Source organism: Aminobacter sp. UC22_36 (assembly GCF_044056035.1).
Classification (GTDB): domain Bacteria; phylum Pseudomonadota; class Alphaproteobacteria; order Rhizobiales; family Rhizobiaceae; genus Aminobacter.
Genome location: NZ_CP171996.1, coordinates 3255702 through 3278813 on the forward strand (window position 1 = coordinate 3255702; position 23112 = coordinate 3278813).

A 23112-nucleotide genomic window follows, 5' to 3' on the forward strand; every position below is an offset into this window, starting at 1 on the left:
AACACCAACCGCATCATCGAGTATCGGCGACACATGGCCTGAGAAAGCACCTGACCAACGCCGGGCAGCCGTAATAGCTGCCCTGCATGCTGACGGCGGCATCATCTCCGATGCCACATCGGCACAGTGTCGCTCTCGGAAAGCAACGCCTGGGTGGCGACAGACGCCAGCTGAGAAGCGGGCGTCATCTAATGGCGGCGTTCCGCCTTTCGGCACAATAACTTCTGCTGCCGCGCGAAAATTCCTGCAGCAAGTACAAGTTGTCTTCCGGAGAAATTATTTTCGTCACGACTGGGCCGAGTCAAAATTTCTTCACTGGACATCGGGTCTCCCTGGGGCAAACTGTCTCCAGGGGTGCGAAGGAGGAGATATGCGCGCAAGAACAGCTACCGTCGGAGACCTCGAGGTGGTCTTTCACGACCTGTCAAAGCGAATGTCCGACGAGTACGCCGCCGCAGGCAAGGACGCCAGGAGCGCCTATGACAACCTGATGATGAACCTGAAGGAAGGACGAGCACATGCGCTCGTCGAGGGGGGATCGCCCCGTGGCGATCATTGCCTGGCATGAGAATTCGGACGCAGCCGAAACACTGTTCGCCGCCCAGGACGAATTCTTCGCCGCCCCCACCGTGCGTTTTTGCAAGCGCCACATCCGCCGGATCCAGCAGCTCGCCGGCAACGTCCCCATCCGTTCGCGCGGCTGGCTCGATCGTCCCGAGGTCGCACGCTGGTTCCGCATCATCGGCTACATCGAACGTGGCCGGCAGCATGGCGCCCTGCTGTTCGAGCTACCCCCCAGCCTAGCCATCCGCCTTGGCGAGGACGCGTTGCCGTAGCAGACTGCCTCTGAGCGTACCCATCCCGGGAGGAACACATGCCATCTGACATGGTCAATGTCCGCTACCTCGTCGACGACGTCGAGGCCTCGATCGACTGGTACACGCGCCATCTCGGCTTCGCGGTCCTCACCAACTACGCCCCCGCCTTTGCCGACGTTTCGCGCGGATCGCTACGCCTGTTGCTCAGCGGCCCGGCCAGCTCGGCGGCACGGCCGATGTCCGACGGCACCCAGCCGCGCGCCGGCGGCTGGAACCGCATCCACCTGATCGTCGAAGATCTTGCGGCGGAGGTCGCGCGATTGAAGGCCGAGGGTGCGCAGTTCCGCAACGACATGGTCAAGGGTCCCGGCGGCTCGCAGGTGCTGCTTGTCGACCCTTCGGGCAATCTCGTCGAGCTGTTCCAGCCGGCCAATCGCTGAATGGGCGAGCGGGCGCGGCACCTCACGGCGCCGCGCATCTTCGTTCAGATCGCCGCCGACGCCTTGATGCCGGTGTTGGGGATGTGGATGTCGATTTCCAGCGTCGAGGTGGTAGCACCCCGGTCCATGGTGATCTTGACGTCGTCCTGATTGATCTGGACGTGCTTGGCGATCACCGCGATGATCTCCTCGCGCAGCACGGCGACAAGGTCGGGTTGGTTGCGGTTGTTGCGCTCATAAGCGAGCAGCACCTGCAGGCGCTCGCGCGCCACCGGTGCGCTGCCGCCACGCTTGAAGAAATCGAGAAGCTTCATGCGACCCTCCTTCCCAGAAGACGGTTAAGGAGACCTTTCTTCTCGACCGGCGTGACCATCGGCACGTCTTCGCCCTGCAGCCGCTTGGCTGCGTCGGCATAGGCGCGGGCGGCGGCGTTGGTCGGCTCGTTGAGCGTCACCGGCGAGCCGATATTGGAAGCGCGCAGCACGCCCTGGCTCTCGGGGATGATGCCGAGCAGCGGCACCGATAGGATTTCCAACACGTCGGCGATGCTGAGCATCTCGCCGCGCGCGGCGCGACCCGCGTCATAGCGGGTGACCAGAACGTGCTTGGTGACGGTTTCGCCCTGCTCGGCCTTCAAGGTCTTGGAATCGAGCAGGCCGATGATGCGGTCGGAATCGCGGACCGAGCTCACCTCCGGATTGGTGACGATGACCGCCTCGTCGGCGAAGCGCATGGCCAGCTGGGCGCCGCGCTCGATGCCGGCCGGGCTGTCGCACAGCACGTAGTCAAACTTTTCGCGCAGAGCCGAAATCACACTGGCGACGCCCTCTTCGGTCAGCGCATCCTTGTCGCGGGTCTGCGACGCCGGCAGCAGAAACAGCGATTCGACACGCTTGTCGCGGATCAGCGCCTGGGACAGCTTGGCCTGGCCCTGGGTGACGTTGACGAGGTCGAAGACCACACGGCGCTCGGCACCCATCACCAGGTCGAGATTGCGCAGGCCGACGTCGAAATCGATCAGCACCACCCTCTTGCCGGACTGGGCGAGCACGGCGCCGAGGGCAGCCGTCGAGGTCGTCTTGCCGACGCCGCCCTTGCCAGATGTGACGACCACTACCTTGCCCATAATGCTGTCTCCGTTTGTCAATTGAGGGGCGCGACCTGAATGGCATTGTCGTCCAGGTGAACCTGGATCGCCTTGCCGCGCATCGACGGCTCCATGTCCTCGGCGGTGCGGTACCAGCCGTCGACCGCCAGCAATTCGGCTTCGTTCCTGCGGCAGAAGATGCGTGCTGTGCGGTCGCCCCAGGCGCCGGCAAAGGCGCGGCCGCGCAGCGTGCCATAGACGTGGATGGAGCCGCCGGCGAGGATTTCGGAGCCGAAGCTGGCCGAGCCCATGACGATCACGTCGCCATGGGGATGGACGATCGACTGGCCCGAGCGCACCGGCTGATCGACGATCAGCGTCTTCGACGCCGTCTGCGAGGGCTGTTCGGCCTTTGCCAGCGATTCGGCGTCGGCTTGTTCTTCCTCGATCATCGTCTTTCTGGCGCCGGCAAGCATCGGCGGCAGATCGTGACCGAGCGAATCGATATGGTCGGCCTCGATCGCATAGGTCCTGATGCCCCGGTCGGCGATCAGCGCCACCAGGGCGCCGATTTCGCTGGCCTGCGGCTTCAGCGTGTTGAGGTCGAGCACCACCGGCCGGCCCTTGAAAAAGCCGGGAGAATTCTCGATCCAACGGTCGAGATCCTGCAGCCACTGCTCCAGCGGCCCCTCCGGCACAAGCGCGAAGGCGACGAACGAACGGGCGCGAAAACGGATGGATTTGTTCTGCATCTGGGGCGCAAATCACCGGCGGGGCTTCAGGGAGGTCGCGGTGTAGGCGATGGTGAACGAAACGTAAACTGCAATTCGCCTTACAGCCTGCAATACGCCCGACGTGTTTCTTTTGCGCGACGGCACCGTGCCTGCGGCCTCGGCAATGCGAAAAGCTCCGCCCGCCAACCGGCGCACTTTCACCCGACGTCTGATCCGCCCTCGAGGAAGCTTTCCAGCCCCATTGCCAGCGCGTCGAAGACGGTCCGGTGGCGTGTCGTGGATCGCATGTCCTGGTGCATTGCAATCCAGCATTCGACTTGGGGTTTGAAGACATCGGGCAGAACACGTTTCAGTCCCGAGCGCTCCGCGATCGCCTGGTGGCAGACACCGATGCCGCATCCCGACCTGATCGCGGCGAGCTGCGCCATATCGCTGTCGCTGCGAACTGCAAACCGGTCGCGCGTCACGGCAACCCCGTCGATTGCAAAGGTCTTGGTATAGACCAGGGGCGTGTCGAACCCGACCAATGCGTGATCGAACAGCTCGGCGGCCGTGCCGGGCGCGGGCAAGTCTTCGAGATAGCGGGGGTGGGCGTAGAGCCCCAGTTCGCTGCGGCCCACCAGCTTGGCAACCAGCCCGGTTTGAACAGGGCGAGTCATCCTGACGGCAATGTCCGCCTCGCGGCGCAAGAGATCGTTGATCCGGTTGGAAACCGCGACCTCCAGAACAAGGCCGGGGTGGCCCCCGCGAAGTCCAGCGAGGGTCGGTCCGATAAACTCGGCCGCGACCACCTCGCTCGCGGCGATACGAACCGTGCCGACGTTGTGCGCCAGCGGACCGGATGCCGCTCGAAACAGGGCATCGGCAGCCGACGCCAGCGCCTCCGCCTCTTCTCTCATCGCCATCGCTTCATCAGTCGGAAGCAACCCGTCCGGCGAGCGGGTGAAAAGGGTAAGGCCGAGTGCTTCTTCCAACGCAAGGATGTGGCGGCTGAGCGTCGGCTGGCTGAGGCCGATGGAGCGAGCCGCCGCCGACAGCGAGCCCTCTCTCAAGACGGCGCAGAATGAACGGTAGAGGGACCAATCGGGCGCGGCTTTCATTCAAAACTGAATAGCAGCTCTTCGCCTTTATGCAATTTCAAGATCGGAACCGATGGCTCATACCGTCCAGGCAACCCACTCAAATGCCGGACGACAGCCAACCATGACACCCAACAGCCCAGTCCCTTTCCAGATCTCGGTGCCTGACGACGTCCTCGCCGATCTCCATCGCCGGCTCGATCAGGCGCGGCTTGCCGACGTATCAGACGACTGCACATGGGCATCCGGCATGCCACAATCCGAATTGCGAACGGTGCTGCACCATTGGCGCCACGTCGATTGGCGAAAGGCAGAAGCGGAACTCAATGACATTCCGGCTTACCGAATGGAAATCGACGGCATCGGGGTCCATTTTGTCCACGTCCGCGGCCAGGGTGAGCGACGAATTCCGATCGTACTGACAAATGGCTGGCCAAGCTGCTTCGTCGAACTTCTGCCGCTCATTCCGCTGCTGACCGTGGAGCAGGACGGCTTGTCGTTCGATGTCGTGATCCCGTCCATTCCCGGCTACGGCTTCTCGGACCGACCGATGTCATCAGGAATGAACATCACCAGGATCGCCGACCTCTGGGCAGAGCTCATGGCAAACCTTGGCTACGAGCAATTCCTCGCCCATGGCAGCGACATGGGTGCCGGCGTTGTCGAGCGGCTGCGGGCCAATCATCCTGCCCGGCTGCTTGGCATCCACATGGTCAATGTATTCTCCGGATATACTGCTGCTTCCGACCTCGACGACGAAGAGCGCGCATTTCAGGACGTTGTCCCACAGTGGCGAATGACTGAGGGCGCATATGCGATGCTGCATGCCACCAAGCCGCGCACCATCGCCGCCGCTCTCAACGACTCGCCCGCGGGGCTGGCCGCCTGGATTGCGGAAAAATTCCACAATTGGACGGATGACCGGAAGGTTTCGAACGATGTTCTCAGCACGATCCTGACCATCTATTGGGTCACGGAAACGATCGGTTCGTCGCAATGGCTCTATCGCGAAGCCTTTAGCGACGTGGGCGCGATGTCGCCGCCGCCCAAGAGCGGGGTTCCGGTGGCCGTCGCCATCTTTCCACGCGACATTCTTACTGCCCCGCAAAGCTGGGGCGAGCGCTGGTTCGACATCGAACAATGGACGGTGATGCCTTCAGGCGGGCATTTCCCGGCGCTGGAACAGCCCGAATTGCTGGCGGCCGACATCAGGGCATTTGCCGCTCGCCTGTGAGTGGCGTCGGCCACGCCCTCAACGGCTCCTTGCGGAATGACGCCCGGCGATGTGTTGGCGCGCTTGACGGAAAGGCAAGGCCAATCCTGGTTCCGTATTCCAGCCCATTCATCCACGCGGCCCAACCGCCCTCTTCCCGCACCTTACGTTCCGGTAACTGGACAAACCGTCGAAAACATTGGCTTATCCTGACAGTGGCAGCACGAGGGGGAGCGCGCGGCATGGGCACAATGCATTCGACATCGCGTAACACGGCGCTCTATTGGCTGTTCGCCATCTGCGCGGTACTGGCCATTCTTGGCAGCCTGATCGCGCCCGACGACAGCTCGCCCTGGCGCTGGCTGCACTACATTACCAAACCGACGGCGACGCTTCTGCTGCTCATCGCCGTGCTGCGCGGCGTGGGTTCGCGCGCCTATGGCCTGCCGATTGCCATGGGTCTCGGCTTCGCTGCCGCCGGCGATTTCTTCCTGATGCTGCCGGGCGACTATTTCCTCGCCGGCCTCGTCTGCTTCCTGGTCACCCACTGCGCCTACATCTGGGCGCTGACCCGCGATAGCAGGTTCGGCGGCCATGTCGCCATCTTCGCGCTCTTCGCAGTCATCGCAGCTGCCGTCTTCGCCGGTCTCTGGTCACACCTGCCAGACCCCATGCGCATTCCGGTCGCGATCTACGCCCTTGTGCTCGCTGCCATGGCAGCCCAGGCGCTGTCGCGCGACCGCCAGCTTGCCGGCACGCCAGCGCAGCGAGCGGCACGCCTTGCCGCGCTCGGCGGCCTGTTCTTCATGGTTAGCGACACGGTGCTTGCTTATGGCCGCTTCCGCTGGAACATTCCCTACAATGCCATCTGGGTGCTCGGCACCTATTATGCCGCCCAGTATCTCTTCGCCCGCTCGACGGAAAACGATGCTGAAGCTCAACGATAGCCAGCCTGGTCTCCACGGCACTTTCGAGACGCTGCGTGCAGCCTGGCTCGAAACGCGCCCGTCCTACGCCCAGCGCCTCGACGACCTCAAGCGGTTGCAGCGCGCCTTCAGCCAGCGCCTGGACGAGATGGTCGAGGCCGTCAGCGCCGATTTCGGCCACCGCTCCCGCCATGAAAGCCTGCTCGGCGAAGGCAGCGTCGTTTTGTCGGAGATCAAACACACGCTGCGCAAGCTGAAGTCCTGGATGAAGCCCGAGCGCCGCTCGGCCGGCTGGAAGCTTTTGCCGGCCAGCGCCGAAATCCGCCACGTGCCGCTCGGCGTCGTCGGCATCATTGCGCCGTGGAACTATCCGGTGAACCTGGCGCTGGCACCGCTGGTCGCGGCCATCGCCGCCGGCAACCACGTCTTCCTCAAGCCGTCGGAGCACACGCCGCGCACAGCCGCCTTCCTGCAGTCGCTGCTGGCCGATGTCTTTCCTGCGTCACGCGTAGCGGTGGCACAAGGCGGCGCCGAGTTGTCGGCGGCCTTCTCCGAACTGCCGTTCGACCACCTGTTCTTCACCGGTTCGACCGCGGTCGGCCGCAAGGTCATGGCCGCCGCCGCCCGCAACCTGACGCCTGTCACGCTCGAGCTCGGCGGCAAGTCGCCCGCCATCGTCGCCCCCAGCGCCCATCTCGAACGCGCGGCACGGCGCATCGCCACCGGCAAATTCTTCAATGCCGGCCAGACCTGCATCGCGCCCGACTATGTGCTCGTGCCCAAGGACAAGCGCGACGAACTCGTCCGCCTGCTCGAACGAGAGGTCAGCGCCCGCTACAACGCGCGCCAAGGCTTCGACGACTACACCTCTGTTGTCAATGACGGCCAGTTCGCCCGCCTGAACAGCCTGCTCGACGACGCTGCGGCGCGTGGCTTCGAGCGGGTTCCTCTGCTTGACACAGCCGCACTGCCAGCCGGGCGCGACCGGCTGCTTGCACCGACGGTGGTTCTGGACCCCACCCCCGACAGCGCCGTCATGCGCGACGAGATCTTCGGGCCTATCCTGCCGGTCATCGGCTACGGCTCACTCGACGAGGCCACCGTCTATGTGCTGGAGCGTGACCGGCCACTGGCGCTCTATTGCTTCGGCGACGACAAGGCAGAGATCGAGACAATGCTGTCGCGCATCGTCGCCGGCGGCGTCTGCGTCAACGACACGCTGTACCAGTTCGCCTGCGCCGACCTGCCCTTCGGCGGCGTCGGCGCCTCGGGCATGGGTCACTACCATGGCCGCGACGGCTTCCTCACCTTTTCCAAGGCGATGCCAGTGCTGCGCAAGTACCAGCCCTCGGCCAGCGACCTGATCCGACCGCCCTACAAGGGCCTGACCGACTGGCTGGTCAGGCTCGTCACAAAACTGCACTGACCGTTGCACTCATCGCGACCGCTGGTGATAGGTCAGCGCCATCGCCAGGCAGATCGCCAGCGGTGCCGCGGGCAGCGGGCCTGAAACATCGAGCAAGATCGCCCGGCTGCCCTGATAGGCGAAGGCATCGCCGAAATGCGCGCGGAAATGCTCGACCAGTGTGGTGCGGCAGTTGAACAGTACGGCACATGTTTCGCCCCCCGGTTTCGGCCAGCCGAGCCGGATGGTGGTGCCGCTTCCAGTCGCTTCGGTCAGGTAGGCGGGTTCGCCCCATTTCAGCGTTTCGGTCAGCGGACCGACACCGACGGTCTGGGCCGCCGTGGCAAGGATCAGCGCTCGTACCTCGAGCAGCCGCGCCCGCACCGGCGACGGAAACGCGTCGAAGGCGGCAGCGACCGCGTCGGGCATGGTTGGCCGTGTCAGTTCGCGCTTCACGAAACCCTCGCCAAGAGCATGGAGCATGGCTGCACCTGCGTCTCTTCAGCCTTGCCACGGAGCGGTGCGAACAATGGCACGAACTGATTTGACAAATCCTGCTGAAAACCGCGCGCTCACGCCCGCCCGCATCATTTCATGAACAGCAGCGCCATGCCCGCGACCACCAGTGCAGCACCCGCCCAGGCGCCGCCGGCCGGGCGCTCGCCGGTCCTCGCCCATAGCATGGGCAGGATGATGACAGGCGAAGTCGCCGAAAGCGTCGAGACGATGCCGACCTTGCCGCCCGACAGCGCAAACAACAGCAGCGTCATGCCGATGCCGAGCGCGATGAAGCCGGTCAGCGCCGTCAGTGCCGCCACCTTCCAGGTCAACGGTCCCTTTGGCTTCACCGCAGGGATCGGCAGCTGCAGCAACACGCTCAGGCAGAAGGCGGCAATGCCGACACGCAGCATCGACGCGAGGAACGGGTCGATGCCCGTCGCCATGACGGGCCGCGCGATGATCGAGCCGATCGCCTGGCCAGTCGCCGCCCCGAGCCCGAGCGCCACGCCGATCCACAGCGGCCCCTTCACAATTTCCCAGGCGTGCAGCTGGTCGCGGCGCTTGCCAAACAGGATCGCCAGCAACACGCCGGCGACCGTCAGCCCGATGCCGGCGGCAGCCTTGGCGGAAAGATCCTCACCCAGCATCAACCAGCCAAGCACGGCGGCAATCGGGGCGTTCAGGGCAAACAGGATGCCGGAGCGGCGCGGGCCGAGCCGGTTCAACGCCGCAAACAGCAGCGTGTCGCCGGCGAAGATGCCGATCAGGCCCGACAGCAGCAGCGGCCCGGCAACGCTGGCGTCGAGTTCGCGCCAGCTGCCTGTCGCCAGCACATAGATCGCCAGCAGCCCGGTGACGAAAAGCTGACGCAGGCGGTTGAACGCCGGCGCGCCGAGATGGCCGGCCGGCCCCGCCGAGATCAATCCGGTGATGGCCCAGCATGTCGCCGCACCCAGTGCTGCAAGCTCGTAAACAGGCATTGGCGACTCGGTTGGCAAGAGGTCTGAAAACGAAGAGATAGCAGAGACGAGACTGGCGTGAAACGCACCCGATCAATCGCCCAGGGCGAACGATTCAAGCGAAATTACGCGTTGGATTGATGAGAAGCCGGCGAATAGCTTGCCCCTGAAATTGACAGGTCCAAGCCCATGAACACTCTTGCCCAAACCGAAACGGTCATCGCCACAGGCCTCAACCAGACGGGGCGCCACGCGGCGCGCGGCCTTGGCAACGGGGCCAGGCTGCTGCCTGGGCTGCTGCTCGCTGCCGGCATCGCCGCCCTCGCCTTTGCGCTGCGGCACCTGCCCGGCGTCTCCAGCTTCAGCCCGATGATCATTGCCATCGTCTTGGGCATCGCCTTTCACAATCTTGTCGGCACGCCTGCGACAGCCAGGCCTGGCGTGGCGTTTTCGATGCGCAAGGTGCTGCGTTTCGCCATCATCCTGCTTGGGTTGCAGCTGACCGCAAGCCAGGTTGCCGAAGTTGGTGCCATGGGCATCGCTATCATCGCGACCACGCTTGTCGCCACCTTCGCCTTCACCGTGTGGCTGGGCAGGTTGGTCGGCGTCGACGCCAGGCTTGCCGAACTGATCGCCGCCGGCACCTCAATCTGCGGTGCCTCGGCGGTCATCGCCACCAACACGGTGACCAAGGCGCCCGACGAGGATGTCGCTTATGCGGTCGCCTGCGTCACTGTGTTCGGCTCCATTGCGATGTTTGTCTATCCACTGCTGCCCGGGCTGCTTCAGCTTGGTCCCCATGCCTATGGGCTGTGGGCAGGCAGTTCGATCCACGAGATCGCCCAGGTCGTCGCGGCAAGCTTCCAGGACGGCCAGCAGGCAGGCGAGTTCGGCACGGTGGCAAAACTCACCCGCGTCATGATGCTGGCGCCGATGGTGATCGCGCTCGGCGTGGCGGCCCGCCAGCGCGCGAAGTCGTCACGCGAGGCCCACAGCAGCACCGCCGCCCCGATACCCTGGTTCGTACTCGGCTTTGTCGCCATGGTCGGCATCAACAGCCTCGTCGACATTCCCGCCGAGGCACAGGCGTGGATCGTCACATCAACCACCTTCCTGCTCACCATGGCACTCGCCGCCATGGGGCTTGAAACCGACATAGGCAAGCTCAGGGCCAAGGGGCTCCGTCCATTCTTTCTTGGCCTTGCCGCGTTCCTTTTCATCGCGACTTTCTCTCTAATGCTGGTCAAGCTTCTGGGCTGAGACCGAAAGGAAAGCCGTGACCCTCGAACAGCTCCGGATCTTCGTTGCGGTCGCCGAACGCGAACATGTCACCCAGGCCGCCCAGGCGCTGAACCTGACACAATCGGCGACGAGTGCGGCGGTGTCGGCACTGGAGGCGCGCTACCAGACCAAACTGTTCGACCGTGTCGGCCGCCGCATCGTGCTCACCGACGCCGGCCGCATCTTCCTGTCCGAGGCACGCGCCGTGCTCGCCCGGGCGGGCTCCGCCGAAGTGGTGCTCGCCGATCTCGCCGGGCTGAAGCGTGGCTCGCTCAAGCTCGCCGGCAGCCAGACGGTCGCCAATTACTGGCTGCCCGCCATTGCCCATCGTTTCCAGTCGCGCTTTCCCGGCATCGCGCTCGCCATCACCATCGGCAACACCGAAACGGTCGCGGCGCAGATCCACGACGGCTCGGCCGATCTCGGTTTTGTCGAGGGCGAGGTCGACGATCCCGCGCTCGCCATCGAACCGGTCGCCGAAGATGAATTGGTGCTCGTCGCTGCAGCAGGCCATCCATGGACCATCACGCCGCCGTCAACTTCGGGCGACCTCAAATCGGAGCGCTGGATCGTCCGCGAGCAGGGCTCGGGCACGCGTGCCCATTTCGAAGCGATAAGGGCGTTGCGCGGTGTTGAAACCGGCAGCCTCGACATCGCGCTCGAACTGCCATCGAACGAATCCGTGCGCGCGGCGGTGGAAGCAGGTGCCGGCGTCGCGATCATGTCGCGCCTCGTCGCCCACGCTTCGCTCAAGGCCGGCACGCTCGTCGCCATCGACTTCGCTTTGCCCAAGCGCAGCTTCTTCGTTCTGCGCCACAAGGAGCGTTATGCCACCCGGGCCGCGCGCGAATTCCTCGCTCTGGTCAAGGGCGATGCGCAAAGCTTCGGCGTCTAACTCGGTTTCACTTGCCCTCGCTGGCCTGCTTGAACAGACCCAGCAGGTCGATCGGCAGCGGAAACACCACCGTCGACGAGCGTTCACCTGAGATGTCGTGCAGCGCCTCGAAATAGCGCAACTGCATCGCCTGCGGCTCCTTGGCCAGCATCCTGCCGGCCTCGACAAGTTTTTGCGCCGCCTGCTGTTCGCCTTCGGCATTGATCACCTTGGCGCGGCGCAGCCGTTCGGCCTCGGCCTGCTTGGCAATCGCGCGGATCATGCTCTCATTGAGGTCGACATGCTTGATCTCGACATTTGTCACCTTGATGCCCCAGGCGTCGGTCTGCTGGTCGAGGATTTCCTGGATAGCGGCATTCAGCTTGTCACGTTCGGCCAGCATCTCGTCGAGTTCATGCTTGCCGAGCACCGAGCGCACCGTGGTCTGCGCCAGTTGGCTGGTCGCGGCCATGTAATCCTCGACCTTGATGATCGCGCGCTCGGGATCAACGATGCGGAAATACAGCACCGCATTGACCTTTACCGAGACATTATCGCGCGAAATCACGTCCTGCGGCGGCACGTCCTGCACCACCACACGCAGGTCGACCCGCACCATCTGCTGGACGAAGGGGATGAGGATGATCAACCCCGGCCCCTTGATGCCGGTGAAGCGACCAAGCGTGAAAACCACGCCGCGCTCATATTCCCTCAGAAATCTTGATGGCCGCCGACAGGAACATGACCACGACAAGCGCGAGTATCAGATAGGCGATATAGCCGATCATCATTGCGGTTCTCCATCGCTTGGCCTTTGCGCGTTCCGACGCCGGAGCGTCAGCACAAGGTCCTCGACCCCGGTGACTTCGGCGCTATCGCCAGGTGCAAGCGGCTCGTCCGCTCTTGCCCGCCAGCGTTCGCCCTGGGCGAAGACATGACCCTCGCCCGCCGACCAGTCGATGATCTCGACCGGCAGTCCGTTCATCGCCTTGGCGCCGACGCGCGAAGGCCTGTGGCGCGCCGCCCAGACATAGCTGCCGGTGAGCAGCGCGAGACCGAGTGTCAGTGCGGCGGCGGTGCCGATCAGAAGCCACGATATCTCGAAGCCGGGACCTTGCACCTTGAGCAGCATCGCTGCGCCCAGCAGGAAGGCCACCAAGCCACCCAACCCCAGCACCACCGTCGGGTTGAACGCCTCCATGACCAGGAAGGCGAGGCCAAGCAACATCAGGGCGAGGCCGGCATAGTTGATCGGCAAGAGGTCGAGCGCATAAAGCCCAAGCAGCAGCGCCATGGTGCCAATGACACCCGGCGCCACCATGCCGGGGCTCGAAAACTCGAAGACGAGGCCATAGAAACCGACCAGAAGCAGGATCACGGTAACGTTCGGATCGGTGATGATGGCGAGCAAACGGATCAGCCAGCCTGGCTCGATCACCTCGACCGGAAGGTCGTTCGTCACTAACACTTCCTTCTTGCCGCCCACGTCAACCGTGCGGCCATCTGCCTGCCGCAGCAGGTCGGTTCGATCGCGGGCAACGAGGTCGATGACATGTTCCTGCAAGGCCGCATTGGCTGAAAGGCTGGCGGCATCGCGCACCGCTTTTTCGCCCCAGTCGGCATTGCGTCCGCGCAGTTCGGCCAGCGAGCGGATGAGAGCCACCGCGTCATTGGTGACCTTGGCCATCATCGGGTCGGCCGCAGGCTGGGCCGACTTCTGGTCCTTGTCGCCGCCGGGCGACGGCAAGGACGGCATGCCGCCGAGCTCGACGGGTGTCGCAGCGCCCAGATTGGTACCCGGCGCCATCGCCGCCATATGGGTGGCATAAAGGATGTAGGTGCCGGCACTTGCCGCGTGGCCGCCTGATGGCGCGACATAACCGATGACGGGAATGGGCGAGGCCAGAATGTCGGCGATCATCTCGCGCATCGAGGTGACCAGCCCGCCCGGCGTGTTCATCTCGAGGATGACGACTTCGGCATTGCGCTTGACCGCCGTCTCAAGGCCTTCCTTGAGCTGCCGCGCGCTGGCCGGACCGATGGCGCCATCGATGACGATGGTCAACGCCACCTTCGCCCGGCCGCTGTCTTCTCCGATCGAGGAAGAGGCAGCAAAGGCCGCAGCGGCGAACAACGCCACGACGAAAAGGGCCAAACGCGCGAGTTTCACGCTCAAAGCTCCATGCCTTAAGATATGGGCACGCTTTGCGCGAAGTCCAATCAGCGCGTTTGGCCTGCCGTCAGCTGAACTTCAGCACGGCCTCGACTTCGTCGTCATAGCTTTCGCCGGTCGCGGCAAATCCCAGGCGCTTGTAGAAGCCTTCCGGGCTCGCCTCGCCCAGGCCATAGCTGGTGAAGAGCTCCGTGAAGCCGCGTGCCTTCATCTCGCGGACAACGAGCACGATCGCCTGCTCACCAAATCCCATACGCTGGAACGGCCCCGCGATCATGAACCGCCAGAGGAAGGCGCCGGGACAGTCGATGACGTCGTAGTCGGAACCGATATGCAGCATGATGAAGCCGATCGGCGTGTCGTCGGCATAGACGGCACGAAACCAGGCGTTTTCGGAAAAATGCGCCTCGGCGATCGACATGGCGTTGTCGGCGACCTTGTTGCGCTGGGCCTCGCTCAACGTCTCGCTGAGATCGCAGACGTCGGAGACGGTCTGCGCGGTGATGCGGCGCAACGAGACTTCGGCGGCCGAATTTATCTGATCGGTCATGGCAATTTCCATGCTGGGATGTCTGACCCGGCACATGCCGGCGCGGTTCGTGTCGTCCGCCAACGGGTCGGGCTGTTGCCCGGAGCGCACATAATTTCGGATTTCCGGGGCGTCAAGCAACGCGCAGTGAAAATTATGTATTGCACCAGATATGCAAACAACAGTATGAGCCGCACCCCGACGCAAGAACCATTTTCTTCGGCGAACACAGCAACATGTCATGAATATATCCCGATATCACTAATTTATTGTCCTGGAATGGAGGGTCGAATGGCGCGCATCGCAACAATCATGATCGAGATCGACACACCCACCATCTCAACAGGATATCTGCTCCGTGAAAACACGCACAGAAAACTACATCGATAGCGCCATCATCTGGGCTATCTCCCAGCTCGGCAATGAAGACTACTGCTTCCGCTGCCTCGCCTTCGTCGAGGACGCCTACGAAGAGAGCAACGCCATCGAAATCTTCGGCGGCGACAGCGCCGAGGAATTCGGCGGACGAATATGGCGTGACCGGCATTCCGGCCGGCGAGCCGCCGCGCGGCAGCTTCGTCTTCTTCGACATGACCGGCGAACTGTTCGACGTCAGGACCAACTACGGCCATGTCGGGCTTTGCCTTGGCGACGGCCGGATCGTCCATGCCTGGGATGAGGTACGCATCGACGACATCCGCGCCGTCGAGGCACTGGAGCCCGCCGAAGGCTGGACCCAGCCGCGCTACATCGGCTGGGCACCCGTCGAGCGCATCTTGCAGGGACACCAAGTCAGGTAAGACAGGCATCCGCGGCCACGGCCCCATGGCCGCGGATGCTTCGCCCAGACGCCGATTGATAACTCGCCCTGCCGGGACATATGGCGTGGTTTTCGACAACCGGAGCGCAGCGGACATTTTGGTCCATGAGCACCGGAAGCGATAAAACCGCGTCAGATGGCCGGCAGGGTAGAGTTGGCAACAGCGTCTAGAAGCTGACCGCCAGCTTGGCGTCTATGCCGTGGTCGGAGGCACCGTTGCTCACCTGGCCGGTGTAGCTGATGCCGAGTTTTGCCTTCGGCGCGATGTCGAAGTCGATGCCGGCGCCAAGAACCGCCGCGTTCCTGGCGATCGGCGCGCCCGCCACCTCGAAGCCGTCGGAGCCGGCAAAGGCAACGGACGAGACCGGCGAGACGTCGCCGAAGGCATGGCGCCAGCCGATTGTGCCGCGTACCGTGGCATTCACCGCACCGAGCGCGACATCGGTCGAGCCGCGAACGCCAAACGTGGTGAAGGTCACGTCATTGCTCGTTGCCTGGCTCGACAGCGCCGCTGCCCCGCCCGTCTCGGTGAAGGCATCTGTGCGCAAGTTGACATAGGACAGGTTGGAGAAGCCCTCGACGGCGAAGCGTCCGGCATCGACCTTGTAGCTCGCCTCGCCGAACAGCTGCGCGGTGCCGCCGTCATACTTGGCCGAAAGCCCGTCCGAGAAGCCCGTAAACGCAACCGAGCGCGCGGTGTCGAAGCGGTGCCAGCTGTAGGTTGCACCGGCCGTGAGGCCGAAGGCGCCAACCCGCGTGCCGGCGTTGATGCCGACATGGTAGTTGTCGCTGCTGCCGTTGGAAGTGCCGTTCGCCGCATCGAAGGACGAGCGGCTGTAGCCGGCCAGCACGCCGACCCGCCAGCTGTCGCCGACCATCGCGTCGGCGCCGCCGACTAGGCCGCCGCTGCTGCGGTCGAAGCCCATGGCGTTGCCATCGCCGTCGGTGCTGCCCCACGAGCCGAAGGCGCGGGTCCAAAGCGCGAAGCGGTCGGTGTCGGCAGGCGCCAGTTCGAGGCCATCATCGCCATAAGCCATCACAGGCATGCTGGCTGCGGTCGCATCGCCAAATGCCTGGTCGATGCGGCTGGTGGCGGCATCGAGCAGCACGCCGCCGTCCTGCATCATCACCCCTTGCGTCGACGCATGCACCTCGCCCGACAGCTGGCCAAATGCCTGCTGCGCTGTGGCCTCGTCGAGATTGACGACAGCCGCATAGGCCGCATTGCCGAAACCGGTGCTTTCGAGTGCAGCAGCGGCCGCCTTCTGGTTTGCCGTCGTGCCGACATCGGCAAAGGTGATGTCATTGCGGTTGAGCGTCAGCGTCACATCGTTGGCGCCATAGGCCAGCGACGGGTCGAGGAAGGCAAGGTTCGAGCTGACGTCGGCAAACGAGCCGGTCACACCGCCGTCGGCGGAGACGATCTTGTAAAGCGTCTGCGGCGCATAGTTGTTGCCGGTTGCCAGCGTCAGCACCGAGCCGCCCTTCAGGATCGCCTTGCCTGATGCTGCGACCTTGTCGCTCTCGCCCTTGTCGTTGGCCTCGACCTCGAATTTCGATCCCGCCTCGAAAGTGATGTCGCCTGCAACCTTGAGGGTACCGATCGAATTGCCCGGTGCCAGCACACCGCCCGAAGCGATCACCGTGTTGCCGAGCGTGCCGATGCCACCGACCAAGCCGCCGGTACCGACAGTCGTCAGCTTCGACGCAGCGATCGAGCCCTGCAGCGACAGCGTGCCTGCCTTGACGATGGTCTCGCCGGTGTAGCTGTGGGTGCCATCGAGCAGCAGCGTGCCAAGCCCGAGCTTGGTCAAATTGCCGACGCCCGAAATCTGCTTGTTGATGCCCAAGACATTGCTGGCAGCGGCGATGTCGAGCGAGCCGCCGCCCGCCTCCAGCACGACATTGCGTCCCAGCACATGCATGTCGGTGCCAGCGATCCTGAGGCTGCCGCCGTCGAGCCTGAGCTTTGCCTGTTCGCCGCCGAGGGCCGCGTCCTCCTCGACGATGACAGTGCCGCCATCGGCGACCCTGGTTTCGCCGATGAAGCTGTGGTCGTCGATGCAATAGTCGCGGATCGCCTGCTGGAAGCGCGCATCGGTGCTCTTGCAGTCGAGCAGCGTCTTCTTTTCGGCATCCGTCAGCCCGGTCAGGATCGGCATGCCGTTGGCGTCGGAGATCTGGCCGAGATAGACGTCGTTGCGCATATTGTTGCGCGAGAGGAAGAATTCCTGGCCCTTCTCGCCGAAGGTCGAGGCATCCTTGCCCCACACCAGCCGCGTCTTGGCCGTGCCGTTGTCGTCATAGGTCTCGAGCTGCGGCCCGACCCAGCGCAACGTGTGCGCCACCGGCTCGTGGTCGGACATTGGCGTCTTGGAACCATCCGGATTGGTCACGTAGGAGACATCACGGATGACACCGAGATAGGGATCGGCCGGATTGTCATTGATCACCCACCATTTGCCGAACGGCCGCGAGGCGAGGAAATGGTCGATCTTCACCCGGTGCCAGCTCGCCCAGATGTTGGTCGCATCCTCGCCATGCGACGGCCAAGTGACCGAACCGTCATTCAGCGCATGCGGCGAAAACTGCTCGCGCTCGTTGGGCAGCTGCAGCAGCTGGTACTGCTTCTTCAGGATGTTCATCGTCTGCGGCAGATTGCCGGTAACAGGGTACGTCTCGTCGGCGAACAGATCCGCCGGGATCTGGGCCGCGTTGATCTCGGCCGCCGTCTTGCCCTTCCATTGCGTAATGAAGGCGTCCAGCTGCGTCTGGTTCTTCGCGTACTGCTTCAACAGATCGAGATAAAAGGCATTGCTCGGGCTCTTGAGGTAGGTCCTGAGCAACAAATGCTGCTGGCTTACCGAATGCAGCCCGCGCTCGGACACGTCGCCGGCGTTGAAGTCGCCGGTCAGGATCACAGGGCCCTGCTCCTTGGCCCAGTTGTTCAGCGCCTTGGCCTGGCCGATGCGATTGGTCGAGGGATCGAAATAATTGAGATGGGTGGTTGCAACGATCGTCTGCGGCTTGCTCACCGTCGCATCGAGCTTGGTGTAGGTGGCGATCACGCCCTGGGTGACGGCGCCGAACGTGCCCGGCAGGCGCGAAAACACGCCGACGTCATTGTCCTGGCGCGTGCCATAGGTGCCAAGCCCGGCGGCCTGCATCAGGCCGGGCAAATCGCGGGCATAGGTGCTGTTGGCGCGGAACTCCTGGAAGGTCAGGACGTCGTAATTGCCCTTGATGAAGAAGTCCGCCGCCACAGCAGGGTTGGGCTTGAAGCGGTCGAGCCAGGTGTTCAGCGTCAGGATCCTGATCGAATCCTCCGCCGCCTGTGCAGCCATGGCCGACACGGCCAGTGTCGTGCCGCACAGGAGTGCCGCAGCAAGCGCGCGCAAGCGTCTTTGGTGCTGGCCGGATGTGCCGGCCAGCTGTTCGGCCATGCCGTTGTGGATCGTCGTCATCGCGTAACTCCGTTTTTGCGATGCGACCGCGCATTGTCACAAAACCGCCAGGGCCAGCGTGCGAATGACATGTTGCGGTCACTGAAAAGTACGAAAACGGACATTAATGATGCTAGATGTCACTTTTACAACATTCCGGGAAATGGATACGATTTCCACGATGCGCCGCAAGGCGACCGAGATGCCGGGGTGAATCCGGCTCATGGATTTGCTAGCAAGGATTGTGAAGACAGGATCGCAGATGCCCCAGACCGACGGACCTGGCATGGACACGGACAACAAGAAGTCGGCCCGTCAGGCCCAGTTGCTCGGCTATCTCGAGCAGAACCACTATGTCTCGATCGAGGAGATCACCACGCTCTACGGGGTGACGACCCAGACGGCACGTCGCGACATCATGGCGCTCGAACAGGGCGGCAAGGTGCGGCGCCTGCATGGCGGGGCGACGATCTCGGCGCCGGTCGATCCGGCGGTGCTGCGCCAGCGCCGGATCGAAAACGCCGCCGCCAAGGAGCGCATCGGCAGCCTGACCGCCGAATTGGTGCCCGATGGTGCCGCCGTCTTCATCGACACCGGCACCACCTGCGAGGCGGTGGCGCGCGCGCTGGTCAAGCGCCGCGACCTGCGCGTCGTCACCTATTCGCTGCGCGTCGCAACAACCTTGAGCGAAAGCACCAATTTCGCCATCGCCGTGCCCGGCGGCTTCGTCCGCCAGGTCGATGGTGGCGTCTTCCGCGAGGAGACGTCCGAGTACATCAGGCGCTTCAAGTTCGACGTCGCCATCATCTCGGTCAGTGGCGTCGACCATGACGGCGATATCGGCGACGACGACCATGCCGAGGTCGCGGCCGTCTCCGCGGCCATGGGGCAGTCGGCGCGCACGATCATGGCCGTCGACAGCTCGAAATTCGGCCGCCGCGCGCTGGTGCGCCTCGGCTCGCTCTGCGACATCCACACACTGGTCACCGATACGCTGCCGGAAGAGCGCCTGCTCGCCAGGCTGCGCGACAGCGGCGTCGAGATTTGCGTTTAGAGCCTGATCCCGAACCGAAGGTCCGCGTAGCGAAAACTGGCCCCCGGTGTTCGGACAAGATCATGCGCAAGCGAACTAAGCCGGAGCCGCCTCGGCAAATTGCGGCAGGCCGTCGTCGAGCTTGAGCCAGGGCTGCTTCGACGAGACCCAGATATGCATGGTCGGCGCAAACAGGCCGGGATCGTCGAGCGAACCAGACGTCACGGCCAGCACGCCGGCCGACTCACGCCCCGACAGCACGGTCGTGCCGCATTCGGCGCAGAAGCCGCGCTTCACATCAGGCGACGAAAACGCGGTTTTCACCGGCCCGCTCATCGCTACCTGCTCGGCACGGAACATCAGCCGCGCGTTGAACGCGGCGCCCACCGCCCTCTGGCAGCTGCGGCAATGGCAGACACGTTCGTTCAGCGGTTCGGCGTCCACGACGTAGCGCACGGCCCCGCACATGCAGCCGCCTTCATATCGTTGCACCATGGCAAAACCCCTCACCCCAAATACCGCTGTTACTGGCATCAGGCATAAGGTGCAGCACTATCGATTGTCGATGAAAAAGGTGGGGTGACTGCCTCAGGCGGCAGTCACATCGCCTGATGCGGCTTCACGCGCAAAGCGACGTGCACGACGCGTTGGCCGTGCGGAAAGCGAGACGGTTCTGCCGGCGGGCGCTTGCCCGCGAAGATACGCTTTCCCATACCTGGGCGCCCGAGGTCGCATGGCGCGCCAGAAGACGGATGTCGTCGGGGCAATAGCCGTCGCGTTCCATGACCTTCAGGATGATCGGATCCTGCAGCAGGTCTTCGAGTGTCAGTTCATGCTGGTCGTCCATAGTCGCCTCCATCCGTGACCATTTCGACATTGCTCAACATAGCCCCGAACCATGACCGCCGAATGGCGGTTCCGTGACACGAAGCAGGTATTTTCCCGAACGGCGAAAAAACCTCTCGCTGGCGAATGAACGGTCCTTTCCGTGCATCCGCTCCGCCGCTTCGGCCCATCGGGTCAGGCAGCGATATGCATTGTCTGCCAATAACTTGCGCGCTAGGCGTGAACCGCCCTTTCACGCCTGTCGTATCGCAATCACCAGCTGATGCGGGCTTGCGGCATGCCATACATCAGCCGCGAAAACTCATCGCCGCTGACATGCACCAGCGTACGGTGGTCGCCGCCTTCGAAATAGACGTCGCTGCCGCGGCGCAATTGCTCGTCGATCACGCACGCCACCCGGTAAGGCACGCCGAGGATCGGCACCGCGCCCTCGTCGCAGTCGGGAAACAGCGAACTCGCCTCGTCTTCGGTCGCGAGCCTTACCTTGTCGCCGATGATCTCGCGCATCCGGGCCAGATCGACATGGCGGGTCGCCGGCAGCACGGCCAGCACGTAGCCGTCCTCCCATTTCAGCACCACGCCCTTGGCCAGCGCGCTGCCGGGCACATGGCTCGCTTCCGCCGTCATCATCGAGCAGCCGGTGCGTGCATGTTTGGCGGCATCGTAGCGGATGTGGTTGTCTTCGAGATATTCCTGCATCGTCAATGAGATAGCCATGACCACTTCCTTTCGTGGCATCATCGCGTCACTGCGGCCTGCATGTAGAAAGCGGCATCGAGTGCCGCGCGGCAAAACTGGCCGCATCATCGCCAGCTCATTTTCGATCAGTTTGCTGGCCGCATCTCCGACACCCCGCAAGGGGCCTTCTCAGCGTGCCTGGACGATACCATTCGAAGCCGTGGTCCGGCAAGGAAATTGGCCGGGCGCAGCCGATTTCCGGCGGGCGCCCGGCCATGAGCTTACTGCGATTCCTTGACCTGCTCGTCCCAGGTCTTCACCTTGGTCTCGCCATCGAGGAAGGGCAGCACGGTCGTTGCAAGTTCCGGTGCGAAGAACACGTCATAGTGGGTGCGGTTGGGAATGATCGCCAGCCGGTTTTGCGACATGTTCTCGCGCATCCAGCCGGCATCCTTCAGCCCGCCGCCGAGCAGCTGATAGAACTTCACGATGTGCTCGGGCCGGTACATGTCGCTGTCGCCATAGACCAGCATGACCGGCATTTTCAGCGTCTTGACGTCTTCGGCCCAGTCATAGGGCTGGCGCATGAACTCGCCCATCTTGTCGAGCAGTTTCGGGAAATCCTCGACCTTGGGCGCAACCGCCGCATAGGTCTGGTACATCGGCGTCTGCTTCATCATCTCGGCCATGCCGGCACCGACCTGCGCCTGCATCGGCAACATCTCGGGGTAGAAGCCGTCCTGGGCGTAGGCCGCCGACACCAGCGCCAGCCTGCGCACCATCTCGGGGTGCTGCACGGCAAGACGGAAAGCCACGCCAGAGCCGAAGGAATAGCCGAGCGCGTCGACCTTGGCGTAGCCGAGCTTCTTGAGTAGCCCGGCCATGTCGTCGCCCATGTCGATCATGCTCATCTTGCGATCGGTCAAGGCGGTGCGGCCGTGACCATAGAGGTCGACGGCGATCACCTGCCGGTTCTTCGACAGCGCCGGCAGCACCGGCCCGAACATGTCGATCGAGCCCAGGCCGCCATGCAGCAAAAGCAACGGCTCGCCCTCGCCGCGGATCTCATAATAGTAATTCACGCCGTTGACCTCGGCATGGCCAGCCTTGACGCCGGCTTCGGTGGTCTTCGTCGTCTCGGCCATGGCCGCCCCTCCTGTCACAATTGCAAATGCCGCCGCCGCCAGCATGGTGATGAAACTGCGCTTGTTCATGTCCTCGTCCTCTTTGTCCGAGCCTCGTGGCTCTTGCCTCTAGGACGAACGAGATGACCCCCTGCCGACAGTGCGGGAGAATTTTTCCACGGATCGAAGATTTTCTGCAAGGGACCCGGGCATGCGGCGGCGCCGGGAGATTGTAGTCGGGAAGCCTTCAACGCCGTGATCCTTCCCACCCCCTCTGGCCTGCCGGCCATCTCCCCCGCAAGGGGGGAGATTCGGTCTCGTCGCCTGACGCGCTCACCCCGCAACGTCATAAGGATAAGCATTGCGAAGGTTGCGCCTTGCGACGTTGGTGATTGGCTGCAGCGCCGATGAAGGCGTGATCTCCCTCCTTGTGGGGGAGATGGCCGGCAGGCCAGAGGGGGGCGAAGGATCGCTAAGGCGAAGGTTTGCTTCCTAGGGCACGACCAAACCCATCGTCATCCCAGAAAGCGAAACGCAGCGGAGGTTATCCGGGACCCATTGACTGGATCAACCTGCGCGCCCCCCAGAATCGAAAAAGGCCAGGTCCGCCGACCTGGCCTCTTACAGATTAGGCAAAAAACCTCAGATCGTCTTGGCGAGTGCCTCGAGCTGGTCGGCGCACTGGCCCCAGCCTTCGTGGAAGCCCATCTTTTCGTGCGCTTCGCGGTCCTCGACGCTCCAGTGACGGGCGGTGGCGGTGTATCGTGTCTTGCCGCCGCCGATGTCCTCGAAAGTCACGGTCGCTGCCATGAACGGCTTTTCGGACGGCTGCCAGGCTTCGGTGAAGGCGTCGGTGAACACCAGCTTCTCGTTCGGCACGACTTCGAGATAGACACCCGAACTCGGATAATCGACGCCTTCGGGGCTGCGCATGGTGACAGCGCTGGTGCCGCCGGCGCGCACGTCGAGCTTGGCGCTGGCGGTCGTCCAGGGCAGCGGGGCGAACCATTTCGGCAGCAGTTCGGCATCGGTCCAGCAGCGATAGAGCTTCTCGCGCGGCGCATCGATGATTCGGGTCAGGACCAGTTCGCGATCATTGGCAGCAGTCATTCGTTTTCTCCTCGTTGAAAATCAGCCTTCGGGCCAAGG

The 23112-nt window shown here is 63.6% G+C and carries 22 protein-coding genes and 2 pseudogenes; 9 read left to right on the forward strand and 15 right to left on the reverse strand.

Features of this window, described 5'->3' with window-relative positions:
* The first annotated feature begins 370 nt into the window (after nucleotides 1–370).
* Nucleotides 371–836: pseudogene (locus ACHMW7_RS19345) on the forward strand (hypothetical protein).
* Nucleotides 837–874: 38 nt separating this feature from the next.
* Nucleotides 875–1258 carry a VOC family protein gene (locus ACHMW7_RS19350; RefSeq protein WP_395447152.1) on the forward strand — a complete coding sequence of 128 codons (384 nt, stop codon included), beginning with the start codon at nucleotides 875–877 and terminating at the stop codon, nucleotides 1256–1258.
* A gap of 44 nt (nucleotides 1259–1302) precedes the next feature.
* On the opposite strand, the gene minE is transcribed toward ACHMW7_RS19350, so the two are convergent.
* The 4 genes from minE to ACHMW7_RS19370 form a co-directional block, all read right to left on the reverse strand.
* Nucleotides 1303–1572 carry a cell division topological specificity factor MinE gene (minE, locus tag ACHMW7_RS19355; RefSeq protein ID WP_395447153.1) on the reverse strand — a complete coding sequence of 90 codons (270 nt, stop codon included), beginning with the start codon at nucleotides 1570–1572 and terminating at the stop codon, nucleotides 1303–1305.
* Entirely contained in the window at nucleotides 1569–2384 is an 816-nt protein-coding gene (minD, locus tag ACHMW7_RS19360; protein WP_395447154.1) for a septum site-determining protein MinD, read from the reverse strand. Before minD ends, minE begins: the two co-directional genes overlap by 4 nt.
* Nucleotides 2385–2401: 17 nt before the next feature.
* Nucleotides 2402–3097: a septum site-determining protein MinC gene (gene minC, locus ACHMW7_RS19365; protein ID WP_395447155.1), complete on the reverse strand. Its 696-nt coding sequence runs from the start codon at nucleotides 3095–3097 to the stop codon at nucleotides 2402–2404.
* Between the two features lie 179 nt (nucleotides 3098–3276).
* Nucleotides 3277–4179 carry a LysR family transcriptional regulator gene (locus ACHMW7_RS19370; protein ID WP_395447156.1) on the reverse strand — a complete coding sequence of 301 codons (903 nt, stop codon included), beginning with the start codon at nucleotides 4177–4179 and terminating at the stop codon, nucleotides 3277–3279.
* Between the two features lie 103 nt (nucleotides 4180–4282).
* On the opposite strand from ACHMW7_RS19370, the gene ACHMW7_RS19375 reads away from it, so the two are divergent.
* The 3 genes from ACHMW7_RS19375 to ACHMW7_RS19385 all read left to right on the forward strand — a co-directional run bounded on the left by ACHMW7_RS19375 (nucleotide 4283) and on the right by ACHMW7_RS19385 (nucleotide 7723).
* Nucleotides 4283–5392, forward strand: coding sequence for an epoxide hydrolase family protein (locus ACHMW7_RS19375; RefSeq protein ID WP_395447157.1), 1110 nt, complete (start codon nucleotides 4283–4285; stop codon nucleotides 5390–5392).
* Nucleotides 5393–5613: 221 nt separating this feature from the next.
* Nucleotides 5614–6318, forward strand: a complete 705-nt coding sequence (locus ACHMW7_RS19380; RefSeq protein WP_395447158.1) for a lysoplasmalogenase — start codon at nucleotides 5614–5616, stop codon at nucleotides 6316–6318.
* Entirely contained in the window at nucleotides 6299–7723 is a 1425-nt protein-coding gene (locus ACHMW7_RS19385; RefSeq protein ID WP_395447159.1) for a coniferyl aldehyde dehydrogenase, read from the forward strand. Before ACHMW7_RS19380 ends, ACHMW7_RS19385 begins: the two co-directional genes overlap by 20 nt.
* Before the next feature lie 9 nt (nucleotides 7724–7732).
* Here the strand turns inward: ACHMW7_RS19385 and ACHMW7_RS19390 are convergent, their stop codons facing one another.
* Together ACHMW7_RS19390 and ACHMW7_RS19395 are read right to left on the reverse strand one after the other, a co-directional pair.
* Complete coding sequence (locus tag ACHMW7_RS19390) at nucleotides 7733–8185, reverse strand: DUF1801 domain-containing protein (RefSeq protein WP_395447160.1); 453 nt, start codon at nucleotides 8183–8185, stop codon at nucleotides 7733–7735.
* A 104-nt stretch (nucleotides 8186–8289) separates the two neighbouring features.
* Nucleotides 8290–9183 carry a DMT family transporter gene (locus ACHMW7_RS19395; protein ID WP_395447161.1) on the reverse strand — a complete coding sequence of 298 codons (894 nt, stop codon included), beginning with the start codon at nucleotides 9181–9183 and terminating at the stop codon, nucleotides 8290–8292.
* 168 nt (nucleotides 9184–9351) lie between these two features.
* On the opposite strand from ACHMW7_RS19395, the gene ACHMW7_RS19400 reads away from it, so the two are divergent.
* Nucleotides 9352–10422 (forward strand): YeiH family protein, encoded by a 1071-nt coding sequence (locus ACHMW7_RS19400; RefSeq protein WP_395447162.1) that lies wholly within the window; start codon nucleotides 9352–9354, stop codon nucleotides 10420–10422.
* 16 nt (nucleotides 10423–10438) lie between these two features.
* Entirely contained in the window at nucleotides 10439–11338 is a 900-nt protein-coding gene (locus ACHMW7_RS19405) for a LysR family transcriptional regulator (RefSeq protein WP_395447163.1), read from the forward strand.
* 7 nt (nucleotides 11339–11345) lie between these two features.
* On the opposite strand, the pseudogene ACHMW7_RS19410 reads toward ACHMW7_RS19405, so the two are convergent.
* The 3 genes and pseudogenes from ACHMW7_RS19410 to ACHMW7_RS19420 all read right to left on the reverse strand — a co-directional run bounded on the left by ACHMW7_RS19410 (nucleotide 11346) and on the right by ACHMW7_RS19420 (nucleotide 14040).
* Nucleotides 11346–12108, reverse strand: a pseudogene (locus tag ACHMW7_RS19410) (slipin family protein).
* On the reverse strand, nucleotides 12105–13487 hold the full coding sequence (locus ACHMW7_RS19415) for a nodulation protein NfeD (protein WP_395447164.1): 1383 nt from the start codon (nucleotides 13485–13487) through the stop codon (nucleotides 12105–12107). The pseudogene ACHMW7_RS19410 and the gene ACHMW7_RS19415 overlap by 4 nt, the downstream one beginning before the upstream one ends.
* A 70-nt stretch (nucleotides 13488–13557) precedes the next feature.
* Entirely contained in the window at nucleotides 13558–14040 is a 483-nt protein-coding gene (locus ACHMW7_RS19420) for a GNAT family N-acetyltransferase (RefSeq protein ID WP_395447165.1), read from the reverse strand.
* 515 nt (nucleotides 14041–14555) lie between these two features.
* Here ACHMW7_RS19420 and ACHMW7_RS19425 point away from each other — a divergent pair.
* Nucleotides 14556–14819 carry a hypothetical protein gene (locus ACHMW7_RS19425; RefSeq protein ID WP_395447166.1) on the forward strand — a complete coding sequence of 88 codons (264 nt, stop codon included), beginning with the start codon at nucleotides 14556–14558 and terminating at the stop codon, nucleotides 14817–14819.
* Between the two features lie 187 nt (nucleotides 14820–15006).
* Here the strand turns inward: ACHMW7_RS19425 and ACHMW7_RS19430 are convergent, their stop codons facing one another.
* A complete protein-coding gene (locus tag ACHMW7_RS19430; RefSeq protein WP_395447167.1) occupies nucleotides 15007–18303 on the reverse strand; it encodes an autotransporter domain-containing protein in 3297 nt (1098 codons plus the stop codon).
* 241 nt (nucleotides 18304–18544) lie between these two features.
* Between ACHMW7_RS19430 and ACHMW7_RS19435 the strand changes: the two genes are divergently transcribed.
* Nucleotides 18545–19336: a DeoR/GlpR family DNA-binding transcription regulator gene (locus ACHMW7_RS19435; RefSeq protein WP_395447168.1), complete on the forward strand. Its 792-nt coding sequence runs from the start codon at nucleotides 18545–18547 to the stop codon at nucleotides 19334–19336.
* Between the two features lie 75 nt (nucleotides 19337–19411).
* Here ACHMW7_RS19435 and ACHMW7_RS19440 read toward each other — a convergent pair whose 3' ends face one another.
* The 5 genes from ACHMW7_RS19440 to ACHMW7_RS19460 form a co-directional block, all read right to left on the reverse strand.
* A complete protein-coding gene (locus ACHMW7_RS19440) occupies nucleotides 19412–19807 on the reverse strand; it encodes a GFA family protein (RefSeq protein WP_395451372.1) in 396 nt (131 codons plus the stop codon).
* Between the two features lie 127 nt (nucleotides 19808–19934).
* Complete coding sequence (locus tag ACHMW7_RS19445) at nucleotides 19935–20162, reverse strand: hypothetical protein (protein ID WP_280223407.1); 228 nt, start codon at nucleotides 20160–20162, stop codon at nucleotides 19935–19937.
* A 251-nt stretch (nucleotides 20163–20413) separates the two neighbouring features.
* Complete coding sequence (locus ACHMW7_RS19450; protein WP_395447169.1) at nucleotides 20414–20878, reverse strand: aminoacyl-tRNA deacylase; 465 nt, start codon at nucleotides 20876–20878, stop codon at nucleotides 20414–20416.
* Between the two features lie 242 nt (nucleotides 20879–21120).
* Nucleotides 21121–22053: an alpha/beta fold hydrolase gene (locus ACHMW7_RS19455; protein WP_395447170.1), complete on the reverse strand. Its 933-nt coding sequence runs from the start codon at nucleotides 22051–22053 to the stop codon at nucleotides 21121–21123.
* Between the two features lie 552 nt (nucleotides 22054–22605).
* Nucleotides 22606–23073, reverse strand: a complete 468-nt coding sequence (locus tag ACHMW7_RS19460; protein WP_395447171.1) for an SRPBCC family protein — start codon at nucleotides 23071–23073, stop codon at nucleotides 22606–22608.
* Between the last annotated feature and the right edge of the window lie 39 nt (nucleotides 23074–23112).